General features: G+C 50.2%; 21 protein-coding genes. 19 read left to right on the top strand and 2 right to left on the bottom strand.

Features of this window, described 5'->3' with window-relative positions; all coding sequences use genetic code 11:
• Positions 1 to 13 precede the first annotated feature (13 nt).
• The 13 genes from QZT94_RS04440 (at position 14) to smpB (ending at position 12,866) form a co-directional block, all read left to right on the top strand.
• On the top strand, positions 14 to 946 hold the full coding sequence (locus tag QZT94_RS04440; protein ID WP_072509976.1) for a PfkB family carbohydrate kinase: 933 nt from the start codon (positions 14 to 16) through the stop codon (positions 944 to 946).
• A gap of 107 nt (positions 947 to 1,053) precedes the next feature.
• Positions 1,054 to 3,570, top strand: coding sequence for a DNA translocase FtsK (locus QZT94_RS04435; protein ID WP_296773198.1), 2,517 nt, complete (start codon positions 1,054 to 1,056; stop codon positions 3,568 to 3,570).
• A gap of 50 nt (positions 3,571 to 3,620) precedes the next feature.
• Positions 3,621 to 4,940: a CDP-diacylglycerol--glycerol-3-phosphate 3-phosphatidyltransferase gene (pgsA, locus tag QZT94_RS04430; RefSeq protein WP_072509975.1), complete on the top strand. Its 1,320-nt coding sequence runs from the start codon at positions 3,621 to 3,623 to the stop codon at positions 4,938 to 4,940.
• A 172-nt stretch (positions 4,941 to 5,112) separates the two neighbouring features.
• Positions 5,113 to 5,433 carry a helix-turn-helix transcriptional regulator gene (locus QZT94_RS04425; protein ID WP_072509974.1) on the top strand — a complete coding sequence of 107 codons (321 nt, stop codon included), beginning with the start codon at positions 5,113 to 5,115 and terminating at the stop codon, positions 5,431 to 5,433.
• Between the two features lie 4 nt (positions 5,434 to 5,437).
• On the top strand, positions 5,438 to 5,704 hold the full coding sequence (locus QZT94_RS04420) for a DUF3046 domain-containing protein (RefSeq protein ID WP_296760958.1): 267 nt from the start codon (positions 5,438 to 5,440) through the stop codon (positions 5,702 to 5,704).
• A gap of 261 nt (positions 5,705 to 5,965) precedes the next feature.
• Positions 5,966 to 7,039: a recombinase RecA gene (gene recA / locus QZT94_RS04415; RefSeq protein ID WP_072509972.1), complete on the top strand. Its 1,074-nt coding sequence runs from the start codon at positions 5,966 to 5,968 to the stop codon at positions 7,037 to 7,039.
• A 23-nt stretch (positions 7,040 to 7,062) separates the two neighbouring features.
• Positions 7,063 to 7,647 (top strand): regulatory protein RecX, encoded by a 585-nt coding sequence (locus tag QZT94_RS04410; RefSeq protein ID WP_296760960.1) that lies wholly within the window; start codon positions 7,063 to 7,065, stop codon positions 7,645 to 7,647.
• Positions 7,648 to 7,681: 34 nt separating this feature from the next.
• Entirely contained in the window at positions 7,682 to 8,161 is a 480-nt protein-coding gene (locus tag QZT94_RS04405) for a nicotinamide-nucleotide amidohydrolase family protein (RefSeq protein ID WP_270625187.1), read from the top strand.
• Positions 8,162 to 8,202: 41 nt separating this feature from the next.
• Complete coding sequence (prfB, locus tag QZT94_RS04400) at positions 8,203 to 9,324, top strand: peptide chain release factor 2 (RefSeq protein WP_270625189.1); 1,122 nt, start codon at positions 8,203 to 8,205, stop codon at positions 9,322 to 9,324.
• Positions 9,325 to 9,432: 108 nt separating this feature from the next.
• Positions 9,433 to 10,125, top strand: coding sequence for a cell division ATP-binding protein FtsE (gene ftsE / locus QZT94_RS04395; RefSeq protein ID WP_072509968.1), 693 nt, complete (start codon positions 9,433 to 9,435; stop codon positions 10,123 to 10,125).
• An 8-nt stretch (positions 10,126 to 10,133) separates the two neighbouring features.
• A complete protein-coding gene (gene ftsX / locus QZT94_RS04390; RefSeq protein WP_072509967.1) occupies positions 10,134 to 11,048 on the top strand; it encodes a permease-like cell division protein FtsX in 915 nt (304 codons plus the stop codon).
• A 2-nt stretch (positions 11,049 to 11,050) separates the two neighbouring features.
• The gene (locus QZT94_RS04385; protein WP_296760964.1) at positions 11,051 to 12,337 is read left to right on the top strand and encodes a peptidoglycan DD-metalloendopeptidase family protein; all 1,287 of its coding nucleotides are present in this window, start codon (positions 11,051 to 11,053) and stop codon (positions 12,335 to 12,337) included.
• A gap of 25 nt (positions 12,338 to 12,362) precedes the next feature.
• Positions 12,363 to 12,866 (top strand): SsrA-binding protein SmpB, encoded by a 504-nt coding sequence (gene smpB / locus QZT94_RS04380; RefSeq protein ID WP_270625192.1) that lies wholly within the window; start codon positions 12,363 to 12,365, stop codon positions 12,864 to 12,866.
• 29 nt (positions 12,867 to 12,895) lie between these two features.
• On the opposite strand, the gene QZT94_RS04375 is transcribed toward smpB, so the two are convergent.
• Together QZT94_RS04375 and QZT94_RS04370 are read right to left on the bottom strand one after the other, a co-directional pair.
• Complete coding sequence (locus tag QZT94_RS04375; RefSeq protein ID WP_072509964.1) at positions 12,896 to 13,144, bottom strand: WhiB family transcriptional regulator; 249 nt, start codon at positions 13,142 to 13,144, stop codon at positions 12,896 to 12,898.
• Positions 13,145 to 13,337: 193 nt separating this feature from the next.
• Positions 13,338 to 16,508, bottom strand: a complete 3,171-nt coding sequence (locus QZT94_RS04370) for an FtsK/SpoIIIE domain-containing protein (RefSeq protein ID WP_296760966.1) — start codon at positions 16,506 to 16,508, stop codon at positions 13,338 to 13,340.
• A gap of 118 nt (positions 16,509 to 16,626) precedes the next feature.
• Here QZT94_RS04370 and ligA point away from each other — a divergent pair, with 118 nt between their 5' ends.
• The 6 genes from ligA (at position 16,627) to QZT94_RS04340 (ending at position 24,878) form a co-directional block, all read left to right on the top strand.
• Positions 16,627 to 19,212: an NAD-dependent DNA ligase LigA gene (gene ligA, locus QZT94_RS04365; protein ID WP_296760968.1), complete on the top strand. Its 2,586-nt coding sequence runs from the start codon at positions 16,627 to 16,629 to the stop codon at positions 19,210 to 19,212.
• 45 nt (positions 19,213 to 19,257) lie between these two features.
• On the top strand, positions 19,258 to 20,499 hold the full coding sequence (locus QZT94_RS04360) for a phospholipase D-like domain-containing protein (protein ID WP_296760969.1): 1,242 nt from the start codon (positions 19,258 to 19,260) through the stop codon (positions 20,497 to 20,499).
• A gap of 62 nt (positions 20,500 to 20,561) precedes the next feature.
• On the top strand, positions 20,562 to 20,858 hold the full coding sequence (gene gatC, locus QZT94_RS04355) for an Asp-tRNA(Asn)/Glu-tRNA(Gln) amidotransferase subunit GatC (RefSeq protein ID WP_270625202.1): 297 nt from the start codon (positions 20,562 to 20,564) through the stop codon (positions 20,856 to 20,858).
• Between the two features lie 2 nt (positions 20,859 to 20,860).
• Positions 20,861 to 22,354: an Asp-tRNA(Asn)/Glu-tRNA(Gln) amidotransferase subunit GatA gene (gene gatA, locus QZT94_RS04350; protein ID WP_296760971.1), complete on the top strand. Its 1,494-nt coding sequence runs from the start codon at positions 20,861 to 20,863 to the stop codon at positions 22,352 to 22,354.
• A gap of 10 nt (positions 22,355 to 22,364) precedes the next feature.
• Positions 22,365 to 23,861, top strand: a complete 1,497-nt coding sequence (gene gatB / locus QZT94_RS04345) for an Asp-tRNA(Asn)/Glu-tRNA(Gln) amidotransferase subunit GatB (RefSeq protein ID WP_296760973.1) — start codon at positions 22,365 to 22,367, stop codon at positions 23,859 to 23,861.
• Between the two features lie 264 nt (positions 23,862 to 24,125).
• Positions 24,126 to 24,878, top strand: coding sequence for a hypothetical protein (locus tag QZT94_RS04340; RefSeq protein ID WP_296761439.1), 753 nt, complete (start codon positions 24,126 to 24,128; stop codon positions 24,876 to 24,878).
• Positions 24,879 to 25,137: the final 259 nt, after the last annotated feature.

Genomic DNA, 25,137 nt, shown 5'->3' with positions numbered 1-25,137 from the left:
TAGGTTGGAATCAATGGATAATCAGAAGAACAAGCTGGTGTCAGTAGCAGCAGTAGTGCTGACTTTACCTCTAAAAATGCCGCAACTGCCCGAGCGGGGAACCACCGTTCTAGGGCAGGCGCAACGTCCGGGAGTGGGGGAGGCAGCAGAGGTAATGATAGCTGCCGCTCGCCAGGCAGTACCGGTAATCAACCTGTCTTGCCTGGGAACTGGTCCTAACTCTACCCAGGCACGCCAAGTGCTGCGCAATGCCAATATCCAGACCAAAGCGGTCGAAGTAGTTGGCGATATTGGCATGAAAATCCAGATGATTGAGACTGGAGGCTACTATGCCTCGGTGCTCACTACCGGGGTGGAGGTCGATATTTCTGCCCTGGAACTAACTAAAGTTGCCTTGCAACCGGGCGACTTAGTGTATATTTCCGCCGGCGACCTCATACATTCCTCGTATCGTTCCGCTCTGGGGCAATGGTTACCCACCATAGCCGCTGAGGTAACGGTAGTGATGGCTGCTACTCCTCGAATATCGCAAATTGACCCGCACTATGTTTCCCAGGTGCTACCTTACGTTGATGTCCTGACCTGTAACGAGCACGAGTCTCGATTCTTACCCGGCTCTGTTGGGCATCTTAGCTGCGGATATGTGGCGGAAAAGCTTCCAGAATCTGCCTGGGCGGTAGAGCGGGTGGGCTCTCACGGTGCGAAACTTATTGATGCTCACCGTGAAACCATGATTCCCTCTCTGAATGTGAAAGCTGTCGATACTTTGGGGGTAGGGGCGGCTCATACCGGGGTTTTGCTGGCGGAACTGGTTAAAGGGCGTAAGCGCCGGGAAGCTCTGGCCAGGGCGAATATCGCCGGGGCTTTAGCAGCTACGAAGGAGGGAAATGATGCCTGCCCTGATGAAGTCGAAATTAGTCGATATCTCGATAAAATCGTTTTCTAGTCTTAAAGGCTGATTGTGGCGTAGAAATCCCTTTGAACAGCTAATTTGTTTATTTGCGGCGTGGCAGTCGTCGGGAAGTAATCCTTGAAAGGTAAATTGCCATTGTTATGGTAGCGAGAAAAACTAATAAGAATCAGAAAACAGACAGCCCGGAAACCGGTAATTCCCGCTTGCGAGACGGGATAGCTTTTTTACTAATTGCCCTGGCTGCAATGTCGGCTTTAACCGAATGGTTCTCCATGGACGCCCTCGCTACCCGGATGCTCCATCATCTAGCTGCCGGTTTGCTAGGTATCTACAGTATTTTTGCCCCGCTGCTTTTAGTGTGGGCAGCCATTAGCCTGTTCCGTCACCGCGACCCGGAGGGTTCTCAGCTGCACATTCTGGTGGGCACCATTGGAATGGCAGCCGCCCTAAACGGCATCACCCATGTGGCTTGCTCTAGCCCCAATATCAGCAATTTTGCGGCAATTGAGAGCTCGGGCGGTATTTTGGGGTGGTTATTTGGGCATCCGCTCAAAATTATTGTTACTGCGGTAGGGGCGGTAATTCTGCTGGTTTTACTGGGATTATATTCCCTGCTAATCGCCACTAATACTTCTTTGTCTCAGGCTTTTGGAGCAATCAGTAAGCTGTTTCACCGTTTCCAGGACACTGTTAATGAAAAGAAAGACCAAGCGGGCAGTATCAACGAGAATCAAACAGACGATACCGACCAGACCGACGGGCAGGACGAGCCGGATTCTAAGACGACCAGGCGGCTTAAACGTTGGGAACGTCTAGCAGCGCAAGCATCAGACGATGAGGATAACTCCGAATCTGCCCCCACGATTCTTCAATCTCCGGAGCAAGCTGCGAAAACCGAAAAATCAGCGCGTACAACCCGGTTAAAGCTACCGGAAGAAACTGCAAAGACCGAAGTGCTGGCAACCCCTAGCACGCAGGCTACCGATTCAGCTGCGGCTGAACAAGCCGCGGAAGATGACTCCCAGCTGCAACTGCCGGGAGCCGGTCAGGCGGGGATAGAACTCGCAGATGGACAAACCTATGACTTACCCAGTGAAGAACTGCTGGTAAAAGGAAAACCACATAAAGTTCGGTCGGAGGCTAATGACCGGGTAGTATCCGCCCTAGAGGCAGTGTTTACCGAGTTCGGGGTGGACGTTTCAGTAACCGGTTTTTCCCGCGGGCCGACCGTAACCCGTTATGAACTTGAACTGGGACCAGGGGTAAAGGTAGAAAAAATTACCAACCTTAAAAATAATATCGCTTACGCGGTAGCCAGTGCTGATGTGCGCATTCTATCCCCGATTCCCGGTAAGAGCGCTATCGGGATTGAGATTCCTAATACCGACCGTGAAATTGTGGTACTGGGTGATGTGCTGCGTTCTGCCGCCGCTCATCAGTCGAGCCATCCGATGCTGGTTGGGGGGGGCAAAGATGTCGAGGGCGGATATGTAGTTACTAACCTGGCTAAGACCCCTCACCTTTTGGTAGCGGGAGCTACCGGTTCTGGTAAATCATCTTTCGTGAACTCGATGATTACCTCTTTATTGATGCGTTCAACTCCGGAACAGGTGCGTTTAATCCTGGTTGATCCTAAACGGGTGGAATTAACTATTTACGAGGGGATTCCGCATCTAATTACCCCGATTATTACCGATCCCAAGAAAGCGGCGGAAGCCTTGGAATGGGCGGTCAAAGAAATGGATCACCGCTACAACGATATGGCCAATTTCGGGCATAAACATATTGTTTCTTTCAATCAGGCGGTTCGGGAAGGAACCGTCATCGCCCCGCCCGGGTCTGAGCGTGAAATCGCAACCTACCCCTATTTATTGATTGTGGTAGATGAGTTAGCCGATTTGATGATGATTGCTCCCCGGGACGTAGAGGCCTCTATTCAGCGGATTACCCAGTTAGGGCGTGCCGCTGGTATTCACCTAGTGGTTGCTACCCAGCGCCCTTCAGTAGATGTTGTAACCGGTATTATTAAAGCCAATATTCCCTCCCGACTGGCTTTTGCGACCTCTTCGATTACTGATTCCCGCACTATTTTGGATCAGGGAGGTGCGGAGGCTCTTATTGGGCAAGGTGACTCTTTGTATCTTCCCGCCGGTACCTCTAAGCCCTTGCGTATTCAAGGAGCCTGGGTGGGCGAGGACGAGATTCAAAAAGTAGTTGATGCGGTCAAAGAGCAGATGAGCCCGAAATATCGCGAAGATGTGATTGTCAAGGAGGAAGATAAACCCAAGGTTGCGGAAGATATTGGGGATGATCTTGATGACCTGTTAGAAGCGGCGCAATTGGTGGTAAATACTCAACTGGGCTCTACCTCTATGTTGCAGCGTAAACTGCGGGTAGGTTTTGCGCGTGCCGGCAGGCTAATGGATTTACTGGAGTCTAGGGAAATTGTCGGTCCATCTCGAGGGTCTAAAGCCCGGGAAGTGCTGGTTTCTCCCGAACAGTTACCAGAAGTATTAGCAATGTTGCGAGGGGAGAAACCCTCCGCGAAAGTTGCCGATTCGCCCTCGCCAAATGCGCTAACCAGCGAAGATGTCTCACTTTTGGAAGAAGTTGAGGGTGAAAGCGAGGAAGACGCTTGGGAACTTACTGGGCGCTAAGCACCTATAATGCGGTTTAAGAGCACAAAAATCTATTAGGGTAGTAGTTGATGGAAAGTAAAGATAAGCCTACGGCTTCCCCAACCAGCTGGCAGCAGATAATCCCGAACGTCCTCACAATCGTGCGAATCGTGCTGGTTCCGGTTTTTATTGTGCTGATGATTCTGTATCATTTGCGCGCTTCTACTGTGCTACTAGCCTTCTCGCTGCTAGTTTTCATGGTGGCTGCCTACACGGATCATCTGGATGGAAAACTGGCGCGCCGTTGGCAAGTAGTATCTAACTTTGGAAAACTCCTTGACCCCATTGCTGACAAAGCCCTGATGATTTCGGCTTTTGTCTTACTGTCCCTGTTTCAAAACCTGTGGTGGTGGTTTACCGCAGTAGTGATTTTGCGGGAGCTGGCAGTCACCGGGTTGCGGATGTATTTACTGCGTTCTGGGGAAGTACTTCCCGCCTCCAAGGGGGGCAAGATTAAGACCAGTCTGCAGATTTTAATGGTGTTCCTGTGGATGCTGGCGGGGATTTGTTATCCTCTCCATGCGCAATTGGGAATTTTCATTATGTATTTAGCAATCGCTGCCTTGATTGCTGCCTTCGTAGCTACTGTTCTTTCGGGAATGGTGTATTTCCTAGATGCTCACGATAACCAGAAGAAACAAGCTGAGCATCCAGAAACTGAAAGCAACCCGGAAGATAAACCAGCTCACAGTAGCGATAAACAGCCTGGGGACAAGAATAAAGAATCCCTAAAACCGCAGGAAAAAGCTAGCGATTCTACCTCCGGAGATTGCAACTCCCCCAAAGATTTACCGACCAAGGGCGATAAACCGCTTAGCGATAGCTCCCGGGATTTGGTAAAGAATTCCGTATCTAAGGGCGAGGACGAGGCGAAGTTAGATACTAAAGAAAAGGGGGAGGAAAAAGAAAAAGACTCATCTCCTTCTAGTGAACTGGATTCTGCAGAAAACACCTCGCATAAAGCCGCTTTCCCTTCCCGTAGGCAAAGGCGAGCCAAACAAAAGGCGTCAGGCACAGACCAGGCTGGCTTAGAACGTGGGGACAGTGAACAAGTAACTGGGCTTGACTCCCCTAAGGTCGAAGCTACTTCTATTCCTCATTCCCGCTTCGACGTGCCGGATTTATCGCAAAACTCTGCTCAGGCTGCTAAGAACCACGGGTCAATAGAAATCGAGGAGTCGTCCTCAGAATCTGAGAAACTAGCCGATAAACCCGGTAAAACCGGTAGCGATGAATCGGAAACTAAGAATCGCTCTACCGAAACTGACCGTGAAGAGACAGCTAAAGAGGCTAAGAGCCGATTTGCGCTTTCGCGTTCCCAGATGCGGCGCAACCATAAAAAGAAATAAGCAGCCAGCTAAATCACATAGCTGTGAACACTCGCACTTTTAGGGAATAACGGAATGAGAACGTAAATAGCGGTGTTGGAATTAATGTAAAGCAAAACGAGGATATGTGACTAGCGATTGCCACGACCAGCTCAAAGCCCGATGAGGCAATCCGCAGATAAGGGGATATGCTATGGATATGACGGAAAAAGATACGGAGAAGAAAACACCGTTGCTGCGTGAAGAGATTGGTCAAGTCTTAAGAATGGTGCGGCGTTCTCAAGGGCGTACTTTACGAGAGGTTTCCACCAGCGCCCAGGTGTCTTTGGGATATCTTTCCGAGGTTGAGCGGGGACAAAAAGAGGCATCTTCAGAGCTTTTGGCTTCAATCTGCAAAGCCTTAGAAGTACCGATGGCAATGGTACTGCGGGAAGTCTCTTTACGGGTTGCGGTAGCCGAGGGGCTTTCGGTGCGTCGTCAGATGCCCGAAGTTCCGGTACATTCGGTAGTCTAGCCAGGTGAAGCGCTCCGAATTTGATTATGCCCTGAAAGCCGTTTTTGGACAGGCTTTCGGGGCATCTTTATTGACTGATTTGTACTTACCCCAGTTGGGGGCTACTCCCGCGCAGGCCTTAGTGGCGGGAAAAGATTTACAACAGATTTGGGATTCATTACTTGTAGAGACTGATAGCGACCCCGAATTGCGTTTTATTCACCGCGCTGACCAGCGAACTTTAGATGAGCTTTGTGCAAAAGGGGTTTTAAGGAAAAAATCCCGGAAATAGCCGGGGCTTTTTAAGGACGCAGACCGATTTTTCGGATTGCTCTTTTCGGCGTGCCGAATTTGTCGAACATCTGTTCGCTAGATAAAGTTGTACCCAGGCGCGCAGCCAGCGATTTATCCTCGTCGGATTATCGCCAGGCTGTTAAACGTATCTGGTCGTGCGTAGCGTCAGCTTGGAACCTCGGTGAGGGGAACACCAAGGCAGGGGAAACCCAGACCAGCCTATTAACAGTTCGGAGAGAACCAGAAAGGACTAACTACCATGGCAAAGAAAACTGTAAAACGACAGGTAAATGCGGGTGGCAATCGGGAACAGGCGCTAGACATGGCTCTAGCAGCGATTGATAAACAATTCGGTAAAGGCTCAGTGATGCGCCTAGGGGAGAATACCCATCGTCAGGTAGAGGTCATCTCTACTGGTTCAGTAGCTTTAGATATTGCCCTGGGAGTGGGAGGATTACCCCGGGGGCGAATTATTGAGATTTACGGTCCAGAATCTTCCGGTAAAACCACAGTCGCCCTGCACGCAGTGGCAGCAGCCCAAAGGGCAGGCGGTAACGCCGCCTTTATTGATGCCGAGCACGCCCTCGATCCTGAATATGCGAAAAAACTGGGGGTAAATACTGATGAATTATTAGTATCTCAACCAGACACCGGGGAACAGGCACTAGAAATCGCCGATATGCTGGTACGTTCGGGCGGTATAGATATTTTAGTAATCGACTCGGTAGCGGCGCTAGTTCCCAAAGCGGAAATTGATGGGGAAATGGGGGATTCCCATGTTGGTTTGCAGGCGCGACTAATGAGTCAGGCACTACGTAAAATGACGGGTGCGCTTTCAGCTACTGGTACTACTGCCATTTTCATCAACCAGTTGCGCGAAAAAATCGGGGTTTTCTTCGGCTCTCCGGAAACCACTACCGGGGGCAAAGCCCTGAAGTTCTACGCCTCGGTGCGCATTGATGTGCGCCGGATTGAAACCCTCAAGGACTCTTCGGGGCCGATTGGTTCGCGTACCCGCGCGAAAGTGGTAAAGAATAAGATGGCTCCGCCTTTCAAGACTGCCGAGTTCGACCTGATGTACGGAGAGGGGATCTCTCGCGAAGCCTCGATTATCGACCTGGCCACCGATTTAGGTATCGTGCGCAAATCTGGGGCCTGGTACACCTACGAAGGCGATCAACTGGGGCAAGGTAAAGAAAACGTGCGCCAATACCTAAAGGATAATGCCGAACTGGCTGGGGAAATAGAGCAGAAGATTCTAAAAGCAGTGGGAATTATCAATGATGAGCCTGCCGATAGTGCCAATGAGGAAACGGTGAAGGCTGCCGATTAAAGGCTGCTCTTAGCTAAGTCCCTATGGTTAGATATTTAGACCCGGAAACTGATTTTGGGATACCTGCCCGGAAGAAAACAGCCTCATCTTTAGCCTCCCGTAGGCAAAAGAATGGGCAGCTTCCGCGCGAACAAGCCCTAGAAGCAGCGCGAGAGCAAGCGTTGCGAGTGCTAGATCGCAACGCTTGCTCTAGTGCCCAGATTCAAAAAAAACTCTCAGTCGCGGGATTTGAACCGCAGATTTGCGAGGAAATCGTTAATCGCCTCCTTGAAGTGGGGTTACTAAACGACCGGGAATACGCTGCCATGCTGGTACGAACCCGTTTTAGTGAACGGGGATTAGTGGGGCGCGCCCTAATACAAGAGCTAAACCGGAAAGGAATCCCGCCGGCTTTACATCCGCAGGCATTGGCGCAAATTGATGCTGCCCAGCAAGATGAAAGGGTAAAAGAGCTGGCGGAAAAGAAAGCACGCACCCTGGGAAATGTTACCTACCCACAGGCGATGCGCCGCCTTGCTTCCTTTTTGGCACGCAAAGGCTATTCGCCAGCCCAATGTCGTGAAGCTACCCATAAAGTATTGTCTGCTATGGAATTTGACGAATATTAAACCCCTCCAGCTTGTTAGGTGCAATGATTAAGATATGAACGAAGAACTAGATATACTTGCCCGTCGGTTACTGAAACTACTCAAAGATAATAACTACTCAATTGCCTGTGCAGAATCCCTGACTGCGGGGCTAGTGTGTGCCACCCTTTGCGATATTGCCGGAGCCTCACAGGTAGTAGCTGGTGGGGTAACGACTTACCAGACTCGCACCAAACGGGAAATCCTGGGGGTATCATCATCGCGTCTAGAAGAAACTGGCGCGGTAGATTCGGTGGTGGCTGAACAGATGGCGCAAGGGGCAGCCAGTCTATTTGGCGCTGAGGTAGCGCTGGCAACTACCGGGGTTGCCGGTCCGGGCAGCCAAGATGGTCATTCGGCAGGAACCGTATTTATTTCGGTTATAACTCCCGCCGGGGCAGCAACCACCGAGCTTTCGCTATCGGGAAGCCGTTTACAGATTCGTTTAGCAACGGTAGCAGCGGTTTTAGAACTAGCAATCGCGGCTTTGAGTTAGGGATTTATCCACCGGGCTACTTCCTCAGGTAACCTGGAAAGGTGGCATATGACTATGATGAAGAACTTGAACGGGCGCAAACTACTTTAGAGAAAATCCAGGCGGTTACGGTTCCCGAAAAGCTCCAGGCACAGATAAAGACCCTGGAGCAAGCCAGCACAGACCCTAATCTGTGGGACGACCCTAACCGAGCTCAGGAAATAACCTCGAAGCTATCCCATTTGAAGTCCCGCCTGGGGCAGGTTGATAGGCTCGGTCAAAATCTAGAAGATGCCCTCACCCTAAAAGCAATGGCCGGGGAAGAATTAGGTAGTGACCGCGAAGAAATCCTAGCTGAGTTGCGCGCCCTTTTACGCAAGCTGAACAAAGAATTGGCTGACCTTGAGGTGCATACTTTACTTTCCGGTGAATATGATGAACGCCGCGCGGTGGTCACTATCCGTTCCGGGGTGGGGGGAGTAGATGCTGCCGATTTCGCTCAAATGCTACTTAGAATGTATTTACGCTGGGCAGAACGCCACAATTACCCCACCCAGGTGATGGATACGTCCTATGCAGAAGAAGCCGGGATTAAGTCGGCGACTTTCCAAGTAGACGCGCCCTATGCCTATGGGACTTTATCCGTAGAGGCGGGAACGCACCGTTTGGTGCGACAAAGTCCCTTTGACAACCAGTCACGCCGGCAAACTTCTTTTGCCGCGGTGGAGGTCATTCCCCTAATTGAATCCACTGACCATATCGAGATTCCGGAATCAGATTTGCGAATTGATGTTTTCCGTTCTTCTGGTCCGGGTGGACAATCGGTAAACACCACCGACTCGGCAGTACGAATGACCCATATTCCCACCGGAATAGTGGTCAGTATGCAAAACGAGAAATCTCAGATTCAAAATCGGGCTGCCGCCTTGCGAGTGTTGCAATCCCGACTGCTCCAGTTGCGTCACGAGGAAGAACAGGCAAAGAAAAAAGAGCTGGCCGGAGAAGTTAAAGCCTCTTGGGGTGACCAGATGCGCTCCTATGTGTTACATCCCTACAAAATGGTGAAAGACTTACGTACCTCTCAGGAATCTTCGCAGGTAGATGCGGTGTTAGATGGTGATATTGACGCATTTTTAGATGCCGGGATTCGCTGGCGCAAAGCCAATGAGGAAAGCGAAAACTAGCACGTCAAGACGTTAATATCTGCCTAACCGGCGTGTAAGCGCCAAAGGAAAGCCTCTAGGCGTTATGTTGGTCAGTGCTGGAAACTGCCAACACTTAGTAGGGGATGCATGATTACTTTTGATGACGTCTCGATGGTGTATAAACGGGGGGCTCGCCCTGCTTTAGATCATGTGAGCTGCAATATCGAGCGGGGAGAGTTTGTGTTCCTGGTTGGGAAATCCGGTTCCGGGAAATCAACTTTCATGACTATGATTTACCGCGAAAATTGTCCGTCCGAAGGTACGGTTACGGTACTGGGAAAGGACGTGGGTCGGCTTTCCCGCTGGAAAGTCCCTAAATTGCGCAGACAAATCGGAACAGTTTTCCAGGACTTTAGACTTCTCGATAACAAATCAGTTCAGGCAAATGTTGCCCTAGCAATGCAGGTGATTGGACGTCCTCGCCACGCGATTAAAACCGAAGTCCCCGAGGTGTTATCCCTGGTGGGGCTAGAAGGCAAAGAGAAACGAATGCCTTATGAGCTTTCCGGGGGCGAGCAACAGCGGGTAGCGATTGCCCGCGCAATGGTTAATCGTCCAGAAATCTTGTTGGCAGATGAGCCTACTGGAAACTTAGATCCGAAAACCTCACTGGGGATTATGCGACTGCTGGATCGGATTAACCGCGCCGGAACCACGGTGGTAATGGCAACCCATGATGATGAAATTGTTAATCAAATGCGTAAACGCGTAATTGAATTAGTCGATGGGGAAATTATTCGCGACCAGGATCGCGGCGTGTACGGTTCGAGTCGTAGCTAGGAGAAACAATGCGTTTGCGATTTATTCTTGGTCGGGTGTTTTCTGGTCTAGGCCACAATATGGCAATGACCATTTCAGTAGTGCTAGTAACTTTCATTTCCCTGCTATTTGTGGGCGTGGGCGGTTTATCTCAGATGCAGGTATCCGCTATGCAAAAGGAATGGTACGCAAAGGTAGAAGTGAGCGTTTATATGTGCGCTCAAGATGACCAGGTAGCTAACTGTAACGGACAGGAAGCCACCAAGGAACAGATTCAAGATGTTCGCGACGAGCTAGAGCGTGGAACTTTAGCGGCTTATGTTGATCATTTTGAATTCCAAAACCACGATCAGGTGTATGCGGATTTTCAAAAACAATATGGCGACACCACTTTAGGACAGGCCACGAAGCCAGAGATGCTGCCCGAGGCATTTAGGATTAAATTAAAAAATCCCTCTCAGTATGAGATTGTGTCTGCGCAGCTAGAGGGGCAGCCTGGGGTAGAGCAGGTTCAAGATCAATCACAACTGGTTCAACCTTTAATGAATCTGTTTAACCAGGCAACCCGGATTTCTCTGGGACTAGCCGCGGTAATGGCATTCGCCGCGATTTTGTTGATTGCAACTACTATTCGTCTTTCTGCTATGTCGCGGCAAAAAGAAACCGAGATTATGCGGATGGAAGGGGCTTCTGCTTTATTTATCCAGCTTCCCTTTATGATAGAAGGCGCACTTTGTGCAATTTTAGGTGCGCTTTTAGCTTGTGGAACTTTGTTCGCCGGGGTGAAATATCTGGTTCAAGGGTGGTTACAAAAAACTATTCCCTTTATCCAATTTGTGGGAGTGCGGGAAGTGCTGATTCTATCTGCCGTGATTGTGGGAGCCGCGCTGGTGTTATCAATAATTGCTTCCGTGACTTCTTTGGCTAAATACGCAAAGGTATAGCCATGTTGAAAAGGAAACGGATAGGGACTTTTGCGGTCAGTGTCGGACTGGCACTGGCCATGGTCTTAGTCGGGAACAGTGCCACTACCTTGGCATCTGATCGCAGCGATCAGGTTGATAAGCAGAAAGCCGCATCCGATAGAGCTGCGAAGCTGCGCGCCTCTTTAGAGGACGTGAGTGCAGATTTAGCCGACTCGGTGATTGCCCTTGAGGAAGCGAAAGATGCGCAAACAAAAGCACAAAGTCGCTATGATGAGGCAGCTCGTGTACAGGCGAGTGTCGCGCGAGAGCAAGCCCAGGCGCAAGATAACTTAGAGGTAGCTAGCGCCCAGCTTAAAAGGGTGGAAAAAGCTTTAGCGCTATCGCAAAAGAAAGAGAACGATAACCTGATTAATATCGGGAAAATTGCGCGGCAAACCTACACTAATCCTTCTCTAAATGGCTCTTTTGAGTTTTTTATCTCCGGTAAAAACAGCACTGACCTTAGTACCTATGCTCGTAACGCTTCCTTGGCTACTCAGATTCAATCCGATACTTTAAAGCTGGTACAAGACCAAATCGTGGGACAAAGAAATTCTCAGGCCGAACAGCGTGAGCTTACTTTGCAAGTTCGCAGATTAAAAGAGCAGGCGGATGCGGCTTTGGAAAGTGCCGATGCCGCTAAATCGGAAAAAGCAGACAAACTTGACGAGCTGAATAAAACGGTTGCAGCCAAGGAAAAGCAAGAGCAGGATTTAAATTCAAAGAAAGGCGAGATTGCTAAGCAGTTAGAGCAGGCTGAAAAAGATAAACAGGATGCTCAAAAACGAATCAGTGAGATTGACGCTAAGAACCGTGAAACTAAGGCTGCCGGTAGCGCCGGCACCAGCACCGCTGGTTTTACTACCGGTTCGATTTTCCAAGGTCCGATTAAAGGACAATTGGCGCTGACTTCTCCTTATGGGTATCGCATTCACCCGGTAACTGGACAGCGCCGTCTGCATATGGGAGCCGATATTCATGCGGCCTGTGGTTTACCGCAATACGCAGCAGCTAATGGGACGGTAGTGTCTACCCGCTATGAGGGGACTGGCGGAAACACTGTCACTATTAATCACGGCATGATTGCGGGCAGTTCTTGGGTGAGTGTTTATCGACATATGACGCATTTTGCTTCCAGTCCGGGGCAAAGAGTGTCCAAAGGTCAGCTCATCGGCTATACCGGTGCTACTGGCAGGGTTACCGGCTGTCACGTGCACTTTGAGTTGTGGAAGAATGGCTCGGTAATTAACCCGATACCCTTACCCTAGGAATATGAGGTAGCGTAGAGACGCTATGAGTAAGAAAGCTAAGAATCAGGTTGCCACGGGTGGGAAGAACTCTATACAGATGATTGCCCGCAATAAGAAAGCTTTGCACGATTTTTTCGTCGAGGATACCTATGAGGCTGGGCTGGTACTAACCGGTACCGAGGTTAAATCTTTGCGGATGGGCAGAGCCTCTCTTAGCGAAGCTTGGGTTGAAATTGATCGTGGGGAAGCCTGGCTGCAACATGCCCATATCCCCATGTATATTAATGGCACTTGGACAAACCATACGCCTTTGCGGAAAAGAAAGCTTTTGTTGCATAGACGCGAAATTGAAAAATTAGATTCTCAATCCCAGGCTAAGGGATACACAATCGTCCCTTTGGAACTGTATTTTTCTAAAGGACGAGTCAAAACCAAAATCGCATTAGCTCGCGGTAAGCAAGAATGGGATAAACGCCAGAGCCTGAGGGAACAGCAAGATAAGCGGGAAGCGCAGCGGGTTATGAAAGATTGGAATCGCCGCGGCTAATTACCGGCTGAGATAAGCTAGGTCTCTGACTAGCAGACGCGGCGAGCGCGAGCTTTCCGGCGACGCATACTGCGACGTTCATCTTCGCTCTTGCCACCCCATACGCCGGCATCTTGGTTGTTATCCAGCGCCCAGCTTAAGCAAATGGATTCCACTTCGCAGCGTGCGCAGACCATTTTTGCCCGTTCAGCCTGTGCGATTGCCGGACCGGTGTTTCCGATTGGGAAGAATAGTTCAGGGTCTTCTTCTAGGCAAGCAGCGCGGGAACGCCAATCCATTTACGTCTCCTTTTAATGACTAACTGTAAGTTACGATTTGGGGTTAGCTGTCCGTAGCAACCAAGTCGTAGGACAACTCCTTTAACAGTTACTATTTTTTTGTTTACGAGGGGATAAATCAAGAGGTAAAACAACTTAGATATGATTATTTGCGGTGTAACGTGTCACAAATGGAAAAAACTTGTCAATTTATTTAAAAAATTGCCGTTTGAATGGCTATTCCTTTACCATTCTTTACTAAAATTCCTCGTCCCGGAATGGGACTCAAACTATCGGGAAGTGCCTGAGAATCCAGGTCTTTAACAAACGGTCTGCATACCCTTCCGTCCCCTAATATCAGTAGAATTGACCGTTGGCGCAGGTCGGCGAGTGACGTTGAGAAAGATGTCTGAACAATCTGGGGGCTGACGGTGGCAATTAGGTGTCTTCGCCCTATCCTTTCGTTGCTAGGGGCGTCCTCTCCAGAGAGAGGCTGCCCTGTTTGGGCAAAATAGGTTTCTTCTACTCTCTTTTCCGTGGGTAGCTGGTCAAGACGCGAATCATTACTGCTTAACCCCTCTAAAACCAGATGGTGTGGCATAAAATGTGACAGCAACCTGGCAGCATTAGTTTTTCCACTTTTAGCCTCCCCAATAATTAGCCAGTCACGTTCAAGGTCAGCCGGTTCTAGCTGCAAATCCCCAGATAATCCGGTGGCGAACACTGCAGGAGAAGAGGAATCATCATTAGAGGTCGGAATAGTGAAATGCTTAGGCAGAGCACAAAGAGACGCTCTTGGGGATGGTAAGAAATGAGCAGGCTGCGCCGGTGGAGGAGACGCAGCCCTAAAAGGCGTGCATTGAGCACTGGGAGAAAATACGAAAACTCCCGCACCACCTATATGCTCTAAAACTTGGGGAGTAAAACCAGCCTGTGCAACTTGGATATGGTCGCGTATTCTCCCAACTATCTGAGTTTTCAAACCCCCAAATAGACGTGAGGAAGCCTGAGACGCCTCGCTGACCACCAGTAAAGAAATTCCCAGGGCTTCGCTTTGACGGCATAATCTTGATAATAAATCGTTTCCCGAAAGCACCCCGTAGGTTCGCTCTAAACTATCCAGTACGTCCTCGCAATCATCAATAATCAGTGTCCCCGATAGTTGTCCCCGGCAAGCCCTTTGTAAGGTTTCCAAGCTTACCTGGGGGCTGGTAGCGATAGTTCCCGGCCAGGAAGCGCGGCTAATAGTGCGAAAGGAAGAACCGAAAAACTCGCGAATAGAAGGACAAATAACATGAACTTCCTCTCCCGCATTAGCCAGCTGTAGTGCCAGCATTAAAGCTAAAGAAGTCCGACCTGAACCCTTTGAACCCACCAGGTGAAGAGAAAAAGGCAGTGAAACCGTTAAAGGAGCAGTGCTTTGAAGGCTGGGATAATCCCCTAAGCCTAAGGTTGCGCCCTTAGAGACAGGGGGCAGTTCAGAAAGGGAGATTTTTTGGGGAAGAGGTGGAGCCCAAGGAATACGAGGCGGGTAGGTAGGTTTCCAGCTCAGGCGGCGTAAATGCGTGATAGTTTCAATCTGGGTAGCCTCAGAAATCCAAGCAAATTGTAGGAGCTTTCCCGCGGCTTCCCTCGCAGATTTTATCCAGGCACGTCCAGCAATTGCCGGCAGTTGCGCGCTGCGCCCATCTCCTAGAATGTCGCAAGAATCTGCCGTTTCTAGTACCCGCAAACAAACTCTCAACGCCATATTAGATTTAATCTGACCATCAACTATTCCTGCCGGGCGCTGAGTAGCTAAAACTAAATGAATCCCTAAGCTGCGTCCTAAAGTTGCCAGCCTAATCAAGGAATCCAATAAATCAGGGTGATCGGTAGCTAATACTCTAAACTCATCGACTACCACCACAATCCGAGGGTGAGAGAGAGTTTTGTGTTGCTCCCGATACTTGATTTCTGCGTTTAATGACAATAGGGCACGTCTGGTAAGGGAAGGCTCTAAATCAGTTAAAATCCCTAGGACGTGGGGAAGAGCTTGCAGCTTCTTAAAAGCGTCCCCGCCCTTGTAGTCAATCAACACATATTGCAGTTTGCTGGGAGGATGTGCCAGCGCCATCGAAATTAACCAGGTAGTTAAGGCTGCCGACTTTCCGGAACCGGTAGTACCCGCCAGTAGTGCATGCGGACCGTCTTTTATCAAATCCAAGTAAACAATCTCACTAGCATCTTTAGCCACTGGAGCGCGCAAAGAGTCGGAACGATTCCAAGTGTTTTTGATTTTGGCTATCGGATCTTCGGCTTCCAGTACCTCTTGCCACAAACAACTAAAGGGAACTTGCTGCGGTAGCTGGGTGCTAGCAGCGGTGTTTGTGGTGCTCACCAGGAACTGCCACCAAATAGAACTGGGTAAATCTGCATTAAAGGTTGCACGTGACCCCTTAGATACCGGCACTATTCTGTTTGTCCATACGGGAGCTTCGCCGGGTGAATTTGCCCAAGTTACGCAAATGTCCCCAGCTGAAGATAAAGGTGTTCTATCAGGTGGAACCACAATTACCCGGTCACATTTAGCGTGGGCATCCTCAGGATTGATGCTCTCGGGAGGTCTGTGGGGAGCAGAGGAATTAAGGAAACCCAAGCGATATTTAGATTCTTCTTGCCAAGCGATTTGCCCCGCCCACCAAAAGGCGCGCTCACGGGCATATCTACCGGTAAAACAGAGTTTATCTCCACTATGGGCACGAACTACCTGGTGGGGACTTACCCACGCGCCCACTTGCTGATTTGGGTTAGAAGCAAAGGGAGGCGCATTAGGGCAGCTACTTTGAGTAGCGGTCAGTAATAGTTGCGCGGGACTCACTGGACGCGGACGACGATAAAACCAGACCCCGAGGGCAATCAGCAGGCAAACCCCTAAGATAATGCCAGCCCAGGTGCGGGGAATCTGTAGCACCGAGGCTAATGACAATGGTAGGAACAAGAGCATCGGTAGAAACAACCACTGTCGCCAAGAGGCAGTATTAAGCTGGGGTCGCGGACGCGCAACAGTGAGCACACGAGGACGTTTGGCAACTTTTAACACCGTGTTTCCTGCTCTAATCCGCGAGGAAGCTCCCAGTTCTTGTTGAAAACGCAACCTAGTGAACGGAGAAACTACGCGGCCGCGAAAAGTGCCATTACTAGAGCCCAAATCACGCACCCAAATCTTCCCTGATTTGTTAATAAAGAGGACGTGCTCGCGCGAAACGGTTTCATCGGCTAACTGGGCTCGTCCTAGGCGGCAGTAGGAATGGTTTAAGGGCAGCACTATCCCGGCAGCCGGGCCGCGCTCTACCTGTAAATGACAAGGAGCTGCCAAGGCATCTTGCACTGATTTGGTTGCCACTTTGTCAATCTAGCTACCAGAGTGCTTTGCTTGCCACCTTTTCTGTATCCCTGTGGATAACTTGATTCTAAAGGAGGGAAACTTTTTAGTTTCTAGATAAAAGGGGAAAATAAAAGCTATGGCGAGCGAATATGAGCATGAACTACTTAAAGCACAAAAACAATGGCAAGACCTGGTTAAACAGATTAATCAAGCCCGAGTTGAATACTATGACCGTGACCGCCCCACCCTCTCCGATGCTCGTTATGATGAGCTATTTCGCCAGTTAGGAGACTTAGAGGGACGATTCCCGCAATTAGTAAACCCAGATTCTCCTACCCAAACCGTAGGGGGGAGTGTGCAAAAAACTTTTTCTTCCGTAACCCATCTAGAGCGGATGGCCTCTCTAGATGACGTGTTTGATACCGAAGAAGTATCGAAATGGTATCAACGAATGTCGCAGGCAACTGGGAAAGAGAATCCTCAGGTTAGCGCGGAAGTAAAAATCGATGGCTTAGCGGTTAATCTTACCTATCGGAATGGGAAACTAGCTCTGGGCGCTACCCGCGGAGACGGCACAGTAGGGGAGGACGTGACTGCTAATATCCTTACCATCAGCAACATTCCCCGAGTTTTAGCCGGGGCAGTTGTGCCGCAGATATGCGAAATCCGCGGGGAAATCTATTTTCCACTGGCGGCTTTCAAACAGTTAAATGAACAGCGCAGCAGGGAATGGGAAGAATACAACCAGGCAAAAAGAGAAGGTAATCTTGTGGCTTGGCGTGCCCAGCGACAAAAAGCTGGTCTTTCCACCAAGGTGGAACCACCTTTCGTTAATCCTCGTAATGCGGCTGCCGGGTCGCTGCGGCAAAAAGATTCGCAAATAACCGCTACTCGTCCTTTAGCATTAATTGCTCACGGAATCGGAAAAGTTAGCTGGAAGCAATCGGATTTAGAAGCAGGCTTTAACCCGCCAGATACCCAAATGCAATGGTACCGCCAGCTTAGACAGTGGGGTTTGCCGGTCAGTAACTACACTAAATCCCTAAGCTCTCTGGCAAATATTCAGCGCTACATTTCGGGCATTGGCAAACAACGTCCCGATATTAGCCACGAAATAGACGGGGTAGTGCTAAAAATAGATGACCTTAAAACCCAAGATGAACTGGGCTTTACCGCGCGTGCTCCGCGCTGGGCGGTTGCCTATAAATTCCCGCCGCAAGAAGTTCACACCAAACTGGTAGATATCCGAGTTGGGGTAGGGCGCACCGGCAGGATAACCCCCTACGGGGTAATGGAAAAAGTGCTGGTAGATGGCTCTAATGTGGAGCGAGCAACCCTGCATAATCCTTATGAGGTGCGCCGGAAGGGCGTGAAAATCGGGGACACCGTGGTGCTACGCAAAGCCGGGGACGTGATTCCCGAGATTGTCTGCCCGGTAGTGGATTTACGAGACGGTAGTGAACGCGAATGGCAAATGCCAAATACCTGTCCCTCCTGCGGTAGCGAAATTCGACCTGAAAAGGACGGAGATAAGGATCTGCGTTGCCCTAATCAGCGCCATTGTCCCGAACAGATAAAAGAACGAGTTATTTTCTTGGCTTCGCGAGGGGCGCTAGACATTGAGGGGCTGGGGGAGCAATCTGCTGCGGCGCTGACTATGCCCGAGGCGGCTCGTCCTCAGGTTATTTCCGCCCTCTCTAAAGGTAACGCAGTAATGGTAGCAGATAGGTTTGTGTATATTCCTGCTGGTGAAAAGATCTTTGAGGCGGATAGTGCTCAAGTTGAATCCCTGCTGCCATTGCCACAAGAAGCAGCCCTGCCTCTAGAATCAAGATTATTTGATTTAGATTCTGACCAGTTACTTACAGTAAAGACCTGGAATCAGAAACTGGTTACTAAAGCTGACCGTCTGAAGCTAAAATCCCAGCTGTTAGCGGAAGGTAAGAACGAAGAAGAAGTCCAAACTTTGGTTCGCCAGCTACTAGGAAGCGGCGAAATCTGGACCTACACCCCCTATTTCGCCAATTCCAGGGGAGAAGAATTATCCCTAGGGGCACGAGGCAAAGTTTTACTAGCAGAACTAGGAAAAGCAAAAACTCAGCCACTTTGGCGGGTATTAGTGGCGTTATCAATCCGGCATCTAGGCCCGCAAGCTGCCCGTACTTTAGCGGCGCGTTTTAATTCAATAGCGGCGATTGGTAACGCTAGCGAGAGCGACCTTACAGTGGTAGACGATATTGGACAAGAGATTGCCTCCTCAATTAAGCGGTGGTTTAGTATAGATTGGCATCTAGAAATCGTAAGTGCCTGGGAAAAAGCCGGGGTGATGATGCGGCAGGAGGAATCCTTAGATTCTCCGCAAACCTTGCAAGGACTAAACGTGGTGGTTTCCGGACGGGTAGAAGGATATACCCGAGACGAGGCAAAAGAAGCCCTAATGAAAGCGGGGGCTAAGTCTGCATCCTCGGTATCAAAAAATACCGACCTGTTGATTTATGGTGAAAAAGCCGGTTCCAAGCTGAAGAAAGCCGGGGAACTGGGAGTTCCCTGCTTACCGCAGCAGTATTTTACTCAGCTTATAAAGGACGGATTACCGGCAACCTTGCAAAAGCTATCGGGGGAGGGTGGACCTAAAGAAATCACTGCTCCCTCCACTTCTACTGAAGCGGACTCGCCTGCCAGTGGGATAGATTCTCCTGACGTTACCGATAGTCTATTTTGAGCGTCCCTTATAGAAAATCCTCGGTGAAGAGATAGGCTAATTGTTATGTTCAAGATCCCGAAAAAGACCGTTCCGCGCCTAATCAGGGGCTTGAAAATCTTGGGTGCGCTAATCGCGAGCTTACAGGCGATTACAGTTAGCGTTATTGTCGCAATCGACCAGTTACGAAAACTACGGCAAACCGGTAAACCGGATGGCTACCCCCGGATTAGCGCCCTCCCAATGCGAGTTGATCGCTCTCGTCTAAACATCTATATGGATGGAGAAACTCTTTATCGCGATATGCTTGCGACTATCGAGGGCGCGAAAGAGCGGGTATTCTTTGAAACTTTTATCTGGAAATCAGATGAAATCGGACAAGAATTCAAAGATGCCCTGATTCGGGCAGCAGAGCGTGGCGCTGAGGTCTATATTATTTGGGATCGCTTCGGCAACCTGGTGGTAGATCCGCGCTTTTTCCGCTTCCCCCGGCTAAAAAATCTGCACGTCCTGAGATATTCTCTTAAACACACGGCACGTGACCATCGCAAAATTTTGGTAGTAGACTCGCGGATTGGTTTTGTTGGGGGATACAACATTGGTTCCTATTATGTCGATAATCAGTGGCGAGACACTCACCTAAGGATTAAAGGACCCAACGTTTGGGAACTGGAGAGTGCTTTTCTTGATTTTTGGAACTATGCCCAAAAGTGGCATTTGCGTTTAAAGAAAGTGCGCGATCCGCGGGGCAGGTCATGGAACTCGAAGATTCAGGGCTGCGTAAATGACCCGAAACGACTGCTATTCCCGGTGCGCGGAATGTATGTAAACGCCCTCGATAAAGCGCAAGAATCCGCCTATATTACTTCGGCGTATTTCGTTCCCGATCGAGTAATTCAACGTTCCCTGATTGACGCGGCTCGTCGAGGAGTAGACGTAAAAGTACTGGTACCGGCAAAATCTAACCATATTATTGCAGACTGGATCTCTCGCTCTTATCTGACCGACCTGTTAGATAACCAAGTCGAGCTGTGGCTTTATGACAATGTAATGATTCATGCAAAAACTGCCGTTATTGACGGTATCTGGTGCACTATCGGCACTGCCAATATCGACCGGCTGTCGATGACCGGAAATCATGAAATTAATATGTCGATTACTTCACGACAACTATCTGCGAATATGGAGAATATTTTCTTTACCGACCTGTTAAATGCACGCCAGATTACCCGCCATGAATGGAATCAACGTCCCATAGTGGCGCGAATAGCAGAGAAACTTTTACGTCCTTTTGCGTTCCTGGTTTAAGCGCAACGCCCCGCGCGTTGCGCTAATATGACCGGAACAGTCTTGGGCATTAGACTGGGAATATGTCTACGATTGATAGGGATGAGGTAGTGCGGGTAGCCGCTTTGGCTCGAATCGCACTCACTGAAGAAGAAATAGACCAGTTCGCGGGACAGCTAGAACAGATAGCTAGCGCGGTAGCCACCGTATCTCAGGCAGTAGGTCCAGATACTAAAGCCACCTCCCACCCGATTGAAATGACCAACGTATTACGCCCTGATGTAGTGGGCGATTGCCTGAATCGGGATGAATTATTGGCAGGAGCTCCTCTGGCAGAAGACGGACAGTTCCGCGTACCGCAAATCATTGGGGAGGAGTAACCGTGGAAGATTTCTTGAAACTTTCAGCCCTGCAACTAGCGGAGAAGCTGCGCGCTGGGGAGCTGACCTCCGAGCAGCTAACCCAGGCTTGCTTGAATCGGATTGAACAGTTAAACCCGAAGCTAAACGTGTTTGTGCATTTAGATCCCGAGGGTGCGCTGGAGACTGCTCGCCGCGTGGACAAGGCTCGCCAGAACGGGGAAGAACTGCATCCCCTGGCGGGAGTCCCGATTGCTTTGAAAGACAATATGGTTACCCGCGGACAAGAAACCACCTGTTCGTCAAAGATTTTGGCTGGTTGGAAGCCTCCCTATGATGCGACGGTAGTTACCAAAATCAAGGAGGCGGCTCTACCGATTATTGGTAAAACCAATATGGACGAGTTTGCCATGGGTTCATCTACCGAACATTCCGCCTTCGGTCCTACCCGTAACCCTTGGGATTCTTCTCGGATTCCGGGCGGTTCCGGCGGAGGCTCGGCCTCGGCGGTTGCCTCGTTTATGGTTCCCTTAGCTTTAGGTTCCGATACTGGCGGCTCGATTCGCCAGCCAGGGGCAGTTACCGGCACAGTGGGGGCGAAACCCACCTATGGTGCGGTTTCCCGTTACGGTCTGGTGGCAATGGCGTCCTCGCTAGATCAAATCGGTCCGGTTACCCGCACGGTTGCAGATGCGGCGGCCTTGCAGGAACTGGTGGGTGGTCATGATCCCTTTGACTCCACTTCTTTAGATGAACCAGTTCCGGCATTGCTAGATGCCGTGAAAGAGTATCAAGGGAAAACAGATTTATCCGGTCTGCGTTTGGGGGTAGTTAAACAGGGCAGTGGCGACGGCTATGAAGAGGACGTGACTGCGGCTTTCCAGGCGACTGTTTCAGCTCTCGAACAGCGCGGAGCTAGCGTTAGCGAAATCGATATGCCTTCTTTCAAATATGCGTTAGCCGCCTATTACTTGATTATGCCCGCAGAGGTTTCTTCAAACTTGGCACGTTTTGACGGGATTCGTTTTGGGATTCGGGTGGAGCCAACCACCGGGCCGGTGACTGCGGAAACCGTTATGGCCGCTACCCGGGAAGCCGGTTTTGGGGCAGAGGTGAAACGCCGAATTATTTTGGGTACTCACGTTTTATCTGCTGGATATTTTGATGCCTATTACGGTAGCGCCCAAAAGGTACGCACCTTGGTACAAGAAGACTATAACCAGGCGTTCTCGCAGGTAGATGCCTTGGTTTTGCCTACTTCGCCCACTGTTGCTTTTAAGCTGGGGGAAAAGATTTCTGACCCCTTGACTATGTACAATTGTGATATCGCAACTATTCCGGCGAATCTGGCAGGAATCCCCGCAATCAGTGTTCCGATTGGGCTTGACCATCAAGGACTGCCGATTGGTTTCCAGGTAATGGCGCCCCAACGCGCCGATGCCCTCATGTATCAGGTAGCCCAGGCAGCAGTTGAGGCTTGCGGCACCGATGTTCCGGCTGCTTGCCCGGTGAAGTAGAGGAGAAGCAATGAGCGATTTAATGAAATACGAAGATGCGGTATCTAATTTCGATCCGGTTTTGGGCATGGAAGTCCACGTCGAGCTGGGTACTGAAACCAAAATGTTTGATAGCGCCCCGAACTCTTCACTGGGAGAACCCAACACTCGGGTAACCCCAGTTTCAGTGGGATTGCCTGGATCTTTGCCGGTAACCAACCAGCGCGCAGTTGAATATGCAATCAAAATCGGACTTGCCCTTAATTGCGAAATAGCTCCTTACTGCCGGTTTTCTCGCAAGAATTATTTCTATCCCGACCTGGCAAAGGCCTACCAGATTTCCCAATATGATGAGCCTATCGCCCATGATGGCTATGTAGATGTAGAGCTAGACGATGGGGAAATCTTCCGGGTAAATATTGAACGCGCCCATATGGAAGAGGACGCCGGTAAGAACACCCACATTGGGGGAGACGCTGGTCGTATTCAAGGGGCTGCCTATTCCCTGGTGGACTACAACCGCGCTGGGGTTCCTCTAGTTGAGATTGTTACCCGCCCTATTGAGGGCGCGGGGGCTCGCGCTCCCGAGGTAGCCGCCGCCTATGTGCGTACTTTACGGGATATTTTCCGAGCTCTAGAGGTTTCTGAAGCCCGGATGGAACGGGGGAACGTGCGCGCGGACGTGAACGTATCTTTGCGTGCTAATCCGGATGCGCCCTTGGGAACCCGCACTGAAACTAAGAACGTGAACTCGTTTAAAGCCATTGAAAAAACGGTTACCTTTGAGATTCGTCGCCAAGCCAAGATTCTTTCTGACGGCGGCAAAGTTATCCAAGAAACTCGTCACTGGCATGAAGATACTGCTACCACTTCTTCGGGGCGGGAAAAATCCGACGCCGAAGATTACCGCTATTTCCCGGAACCCGATCTAGTGCCGGTAGCTCCCGCGAAAGAATGGGTGGAACAGCTGCGCGCTAACCTGCCGGAACTGCCGGTAGCCCGGCGCCGCCGCCTGCGCGAAGAATACGGTTTCTCCGATATGGAAATGCGGGACGTGGTAAATGCGGACGCTTTGGATATTATCGAGGTCACGGTAGAAGCAGGAGCCGCGCCCCAGGCGGCACGTAAATGGTGGATGGGGGAGATTTCCCGAATCGCTAAAGAAAAGAATCTGGATTTAACTGAGGTTTCGGCTACTCCCGCCGATGTGGCGCAGCTGCAAGACCTGGTAGACCAGGGCAAACTTAACGATAAGGTGGCTCGGAAAGTGATTGCCGGGGTGCTGGATGGTGAAGGCAATCCCGCAGAGGTAATGCAGGCACGCGGATTGGAAATCGTGCGAGATACGGCCGCGCTGCAAGCGGCAGTCGCCCAGGTGATTGCGGATAATCCGAAAGTCGTGGAACAAATAAAAGCCGGGAAAGTTAAGGCGATTGGCGCCCTCATGGGTGGGGTCATGCGTGCCACCAAGGGGCAGGCAGATGCCGGGGAGACTCGGGAGATGATCCTCAAGCAAATCAACGGCTAAGCAGACAATGTTACTAATGTGACTAATTACCTCTTGTTCTAAATTTAATAGTTGCTGCAAGTGCTATCAAGTGGCTCTGTCAGAAGTTTTTACTGGCAGAGCCGCTTTTTTATTTTTTACAAATAATAATTCGGTTTCTTTAAGTCGAATTAATAAAAAATTCTGGATGCTGGAAAAGTTCATTTCTTGAACTGAGCTTGACAAGCGGGGGGGGGGTAATAATTTTGCATTGTTCCTGTCAGAAGTACTTGTAGGAGTATTAAAATGAAAAATCTTGTCAAAAAAACTGCAGCTGGCGTTTTTGTAGCCGGTTTGACTTTCGGGTTTGCCCCGGCTGCATTTGCAGCTGACGCAACCCCCGCTTGCTGGGTAGACGCTGTCGAACAGGCAGAGGTTCACTACGCCAATGAAAATGGAAAGCTCACTGAACTGCAGGTGACAACCAACCAGGCTGATGGTGCTATGAAAAAAGCCGAAGCTGATGTAAAAGCCGCTAAAGCTAAGGTTGCTGCCGCTAAGAAAGCTTTCGACGAGAGCAAGACCCAAGCCACTCCCGAAGGAGACGCTGCTAAGAAGAAAGCTCTCGATGATGCTAACGCCGATTTAACTAAAGCAGCTGCCACTTTGAAGAGTGCCACTGCGAAATACAAAGAAGCAAAAGGATACTCTGATATTCAGGAAGGCACTGTTAAAAACTATGTCTATCCGGCTCTAAAGAAGATTCAGGACGCTGATCCTGCCGCCTATAACAAGGCTCACGGCTGCAAAGCTACCCCCTCCAAACCGGCAGAAAAGCCCGCGAAACCTCAGGTAAAGCCCGGTAAATCCGAAAAAGGGACTGCGGTTGCTGTCGCCGATACCAAGAAATCTGCAAATAAGCCAGTCGCTAAACCGGCTAAGCAGAGCAAAGGAAACCTGGCTAGCACCGGTGCGGTTGCTGCTTCTCTAGCTGGTATCACGCTAGCCTCGGTAGCCGGTGGAACTGGTGTAGTTGCCTGGCGCCGTCACAAAGCGTAAGGGCTGCGCTTAAGCGATTTTCGATGATTTATTGACCTTGTAATCATCTGGCAATCCATAGGGCTTGGACGAGAAAATCTCGTCCAAGCCCTATTACTTTTGGGCATTAGCCCATAACGTACGCGCGGGAGCAGATTTCGCCTCCTGCCCTGAAAACTGGATGTAGATACTTCCGCGCGGGGGAGAGATTTTTCCTCCGGCTCAAGCCCGCGGAATTGTGTACGTGGTTAGGCGCGGGGGCGGATTTTGCCTCCTGCCC

Origin of the sequence: Varibaculum sp., assembly GCF_008661855.1 — a bacterium.
Lineage (GTDB): Bacteria > Actinomycetota > Actinomycetes > Actinomycetales > Actinomycetaceae > Varibaculum > Varibaculum timonense_A.
This window is presented reverse-complemented; position numbering and strand designations above follow the sequence as displayed.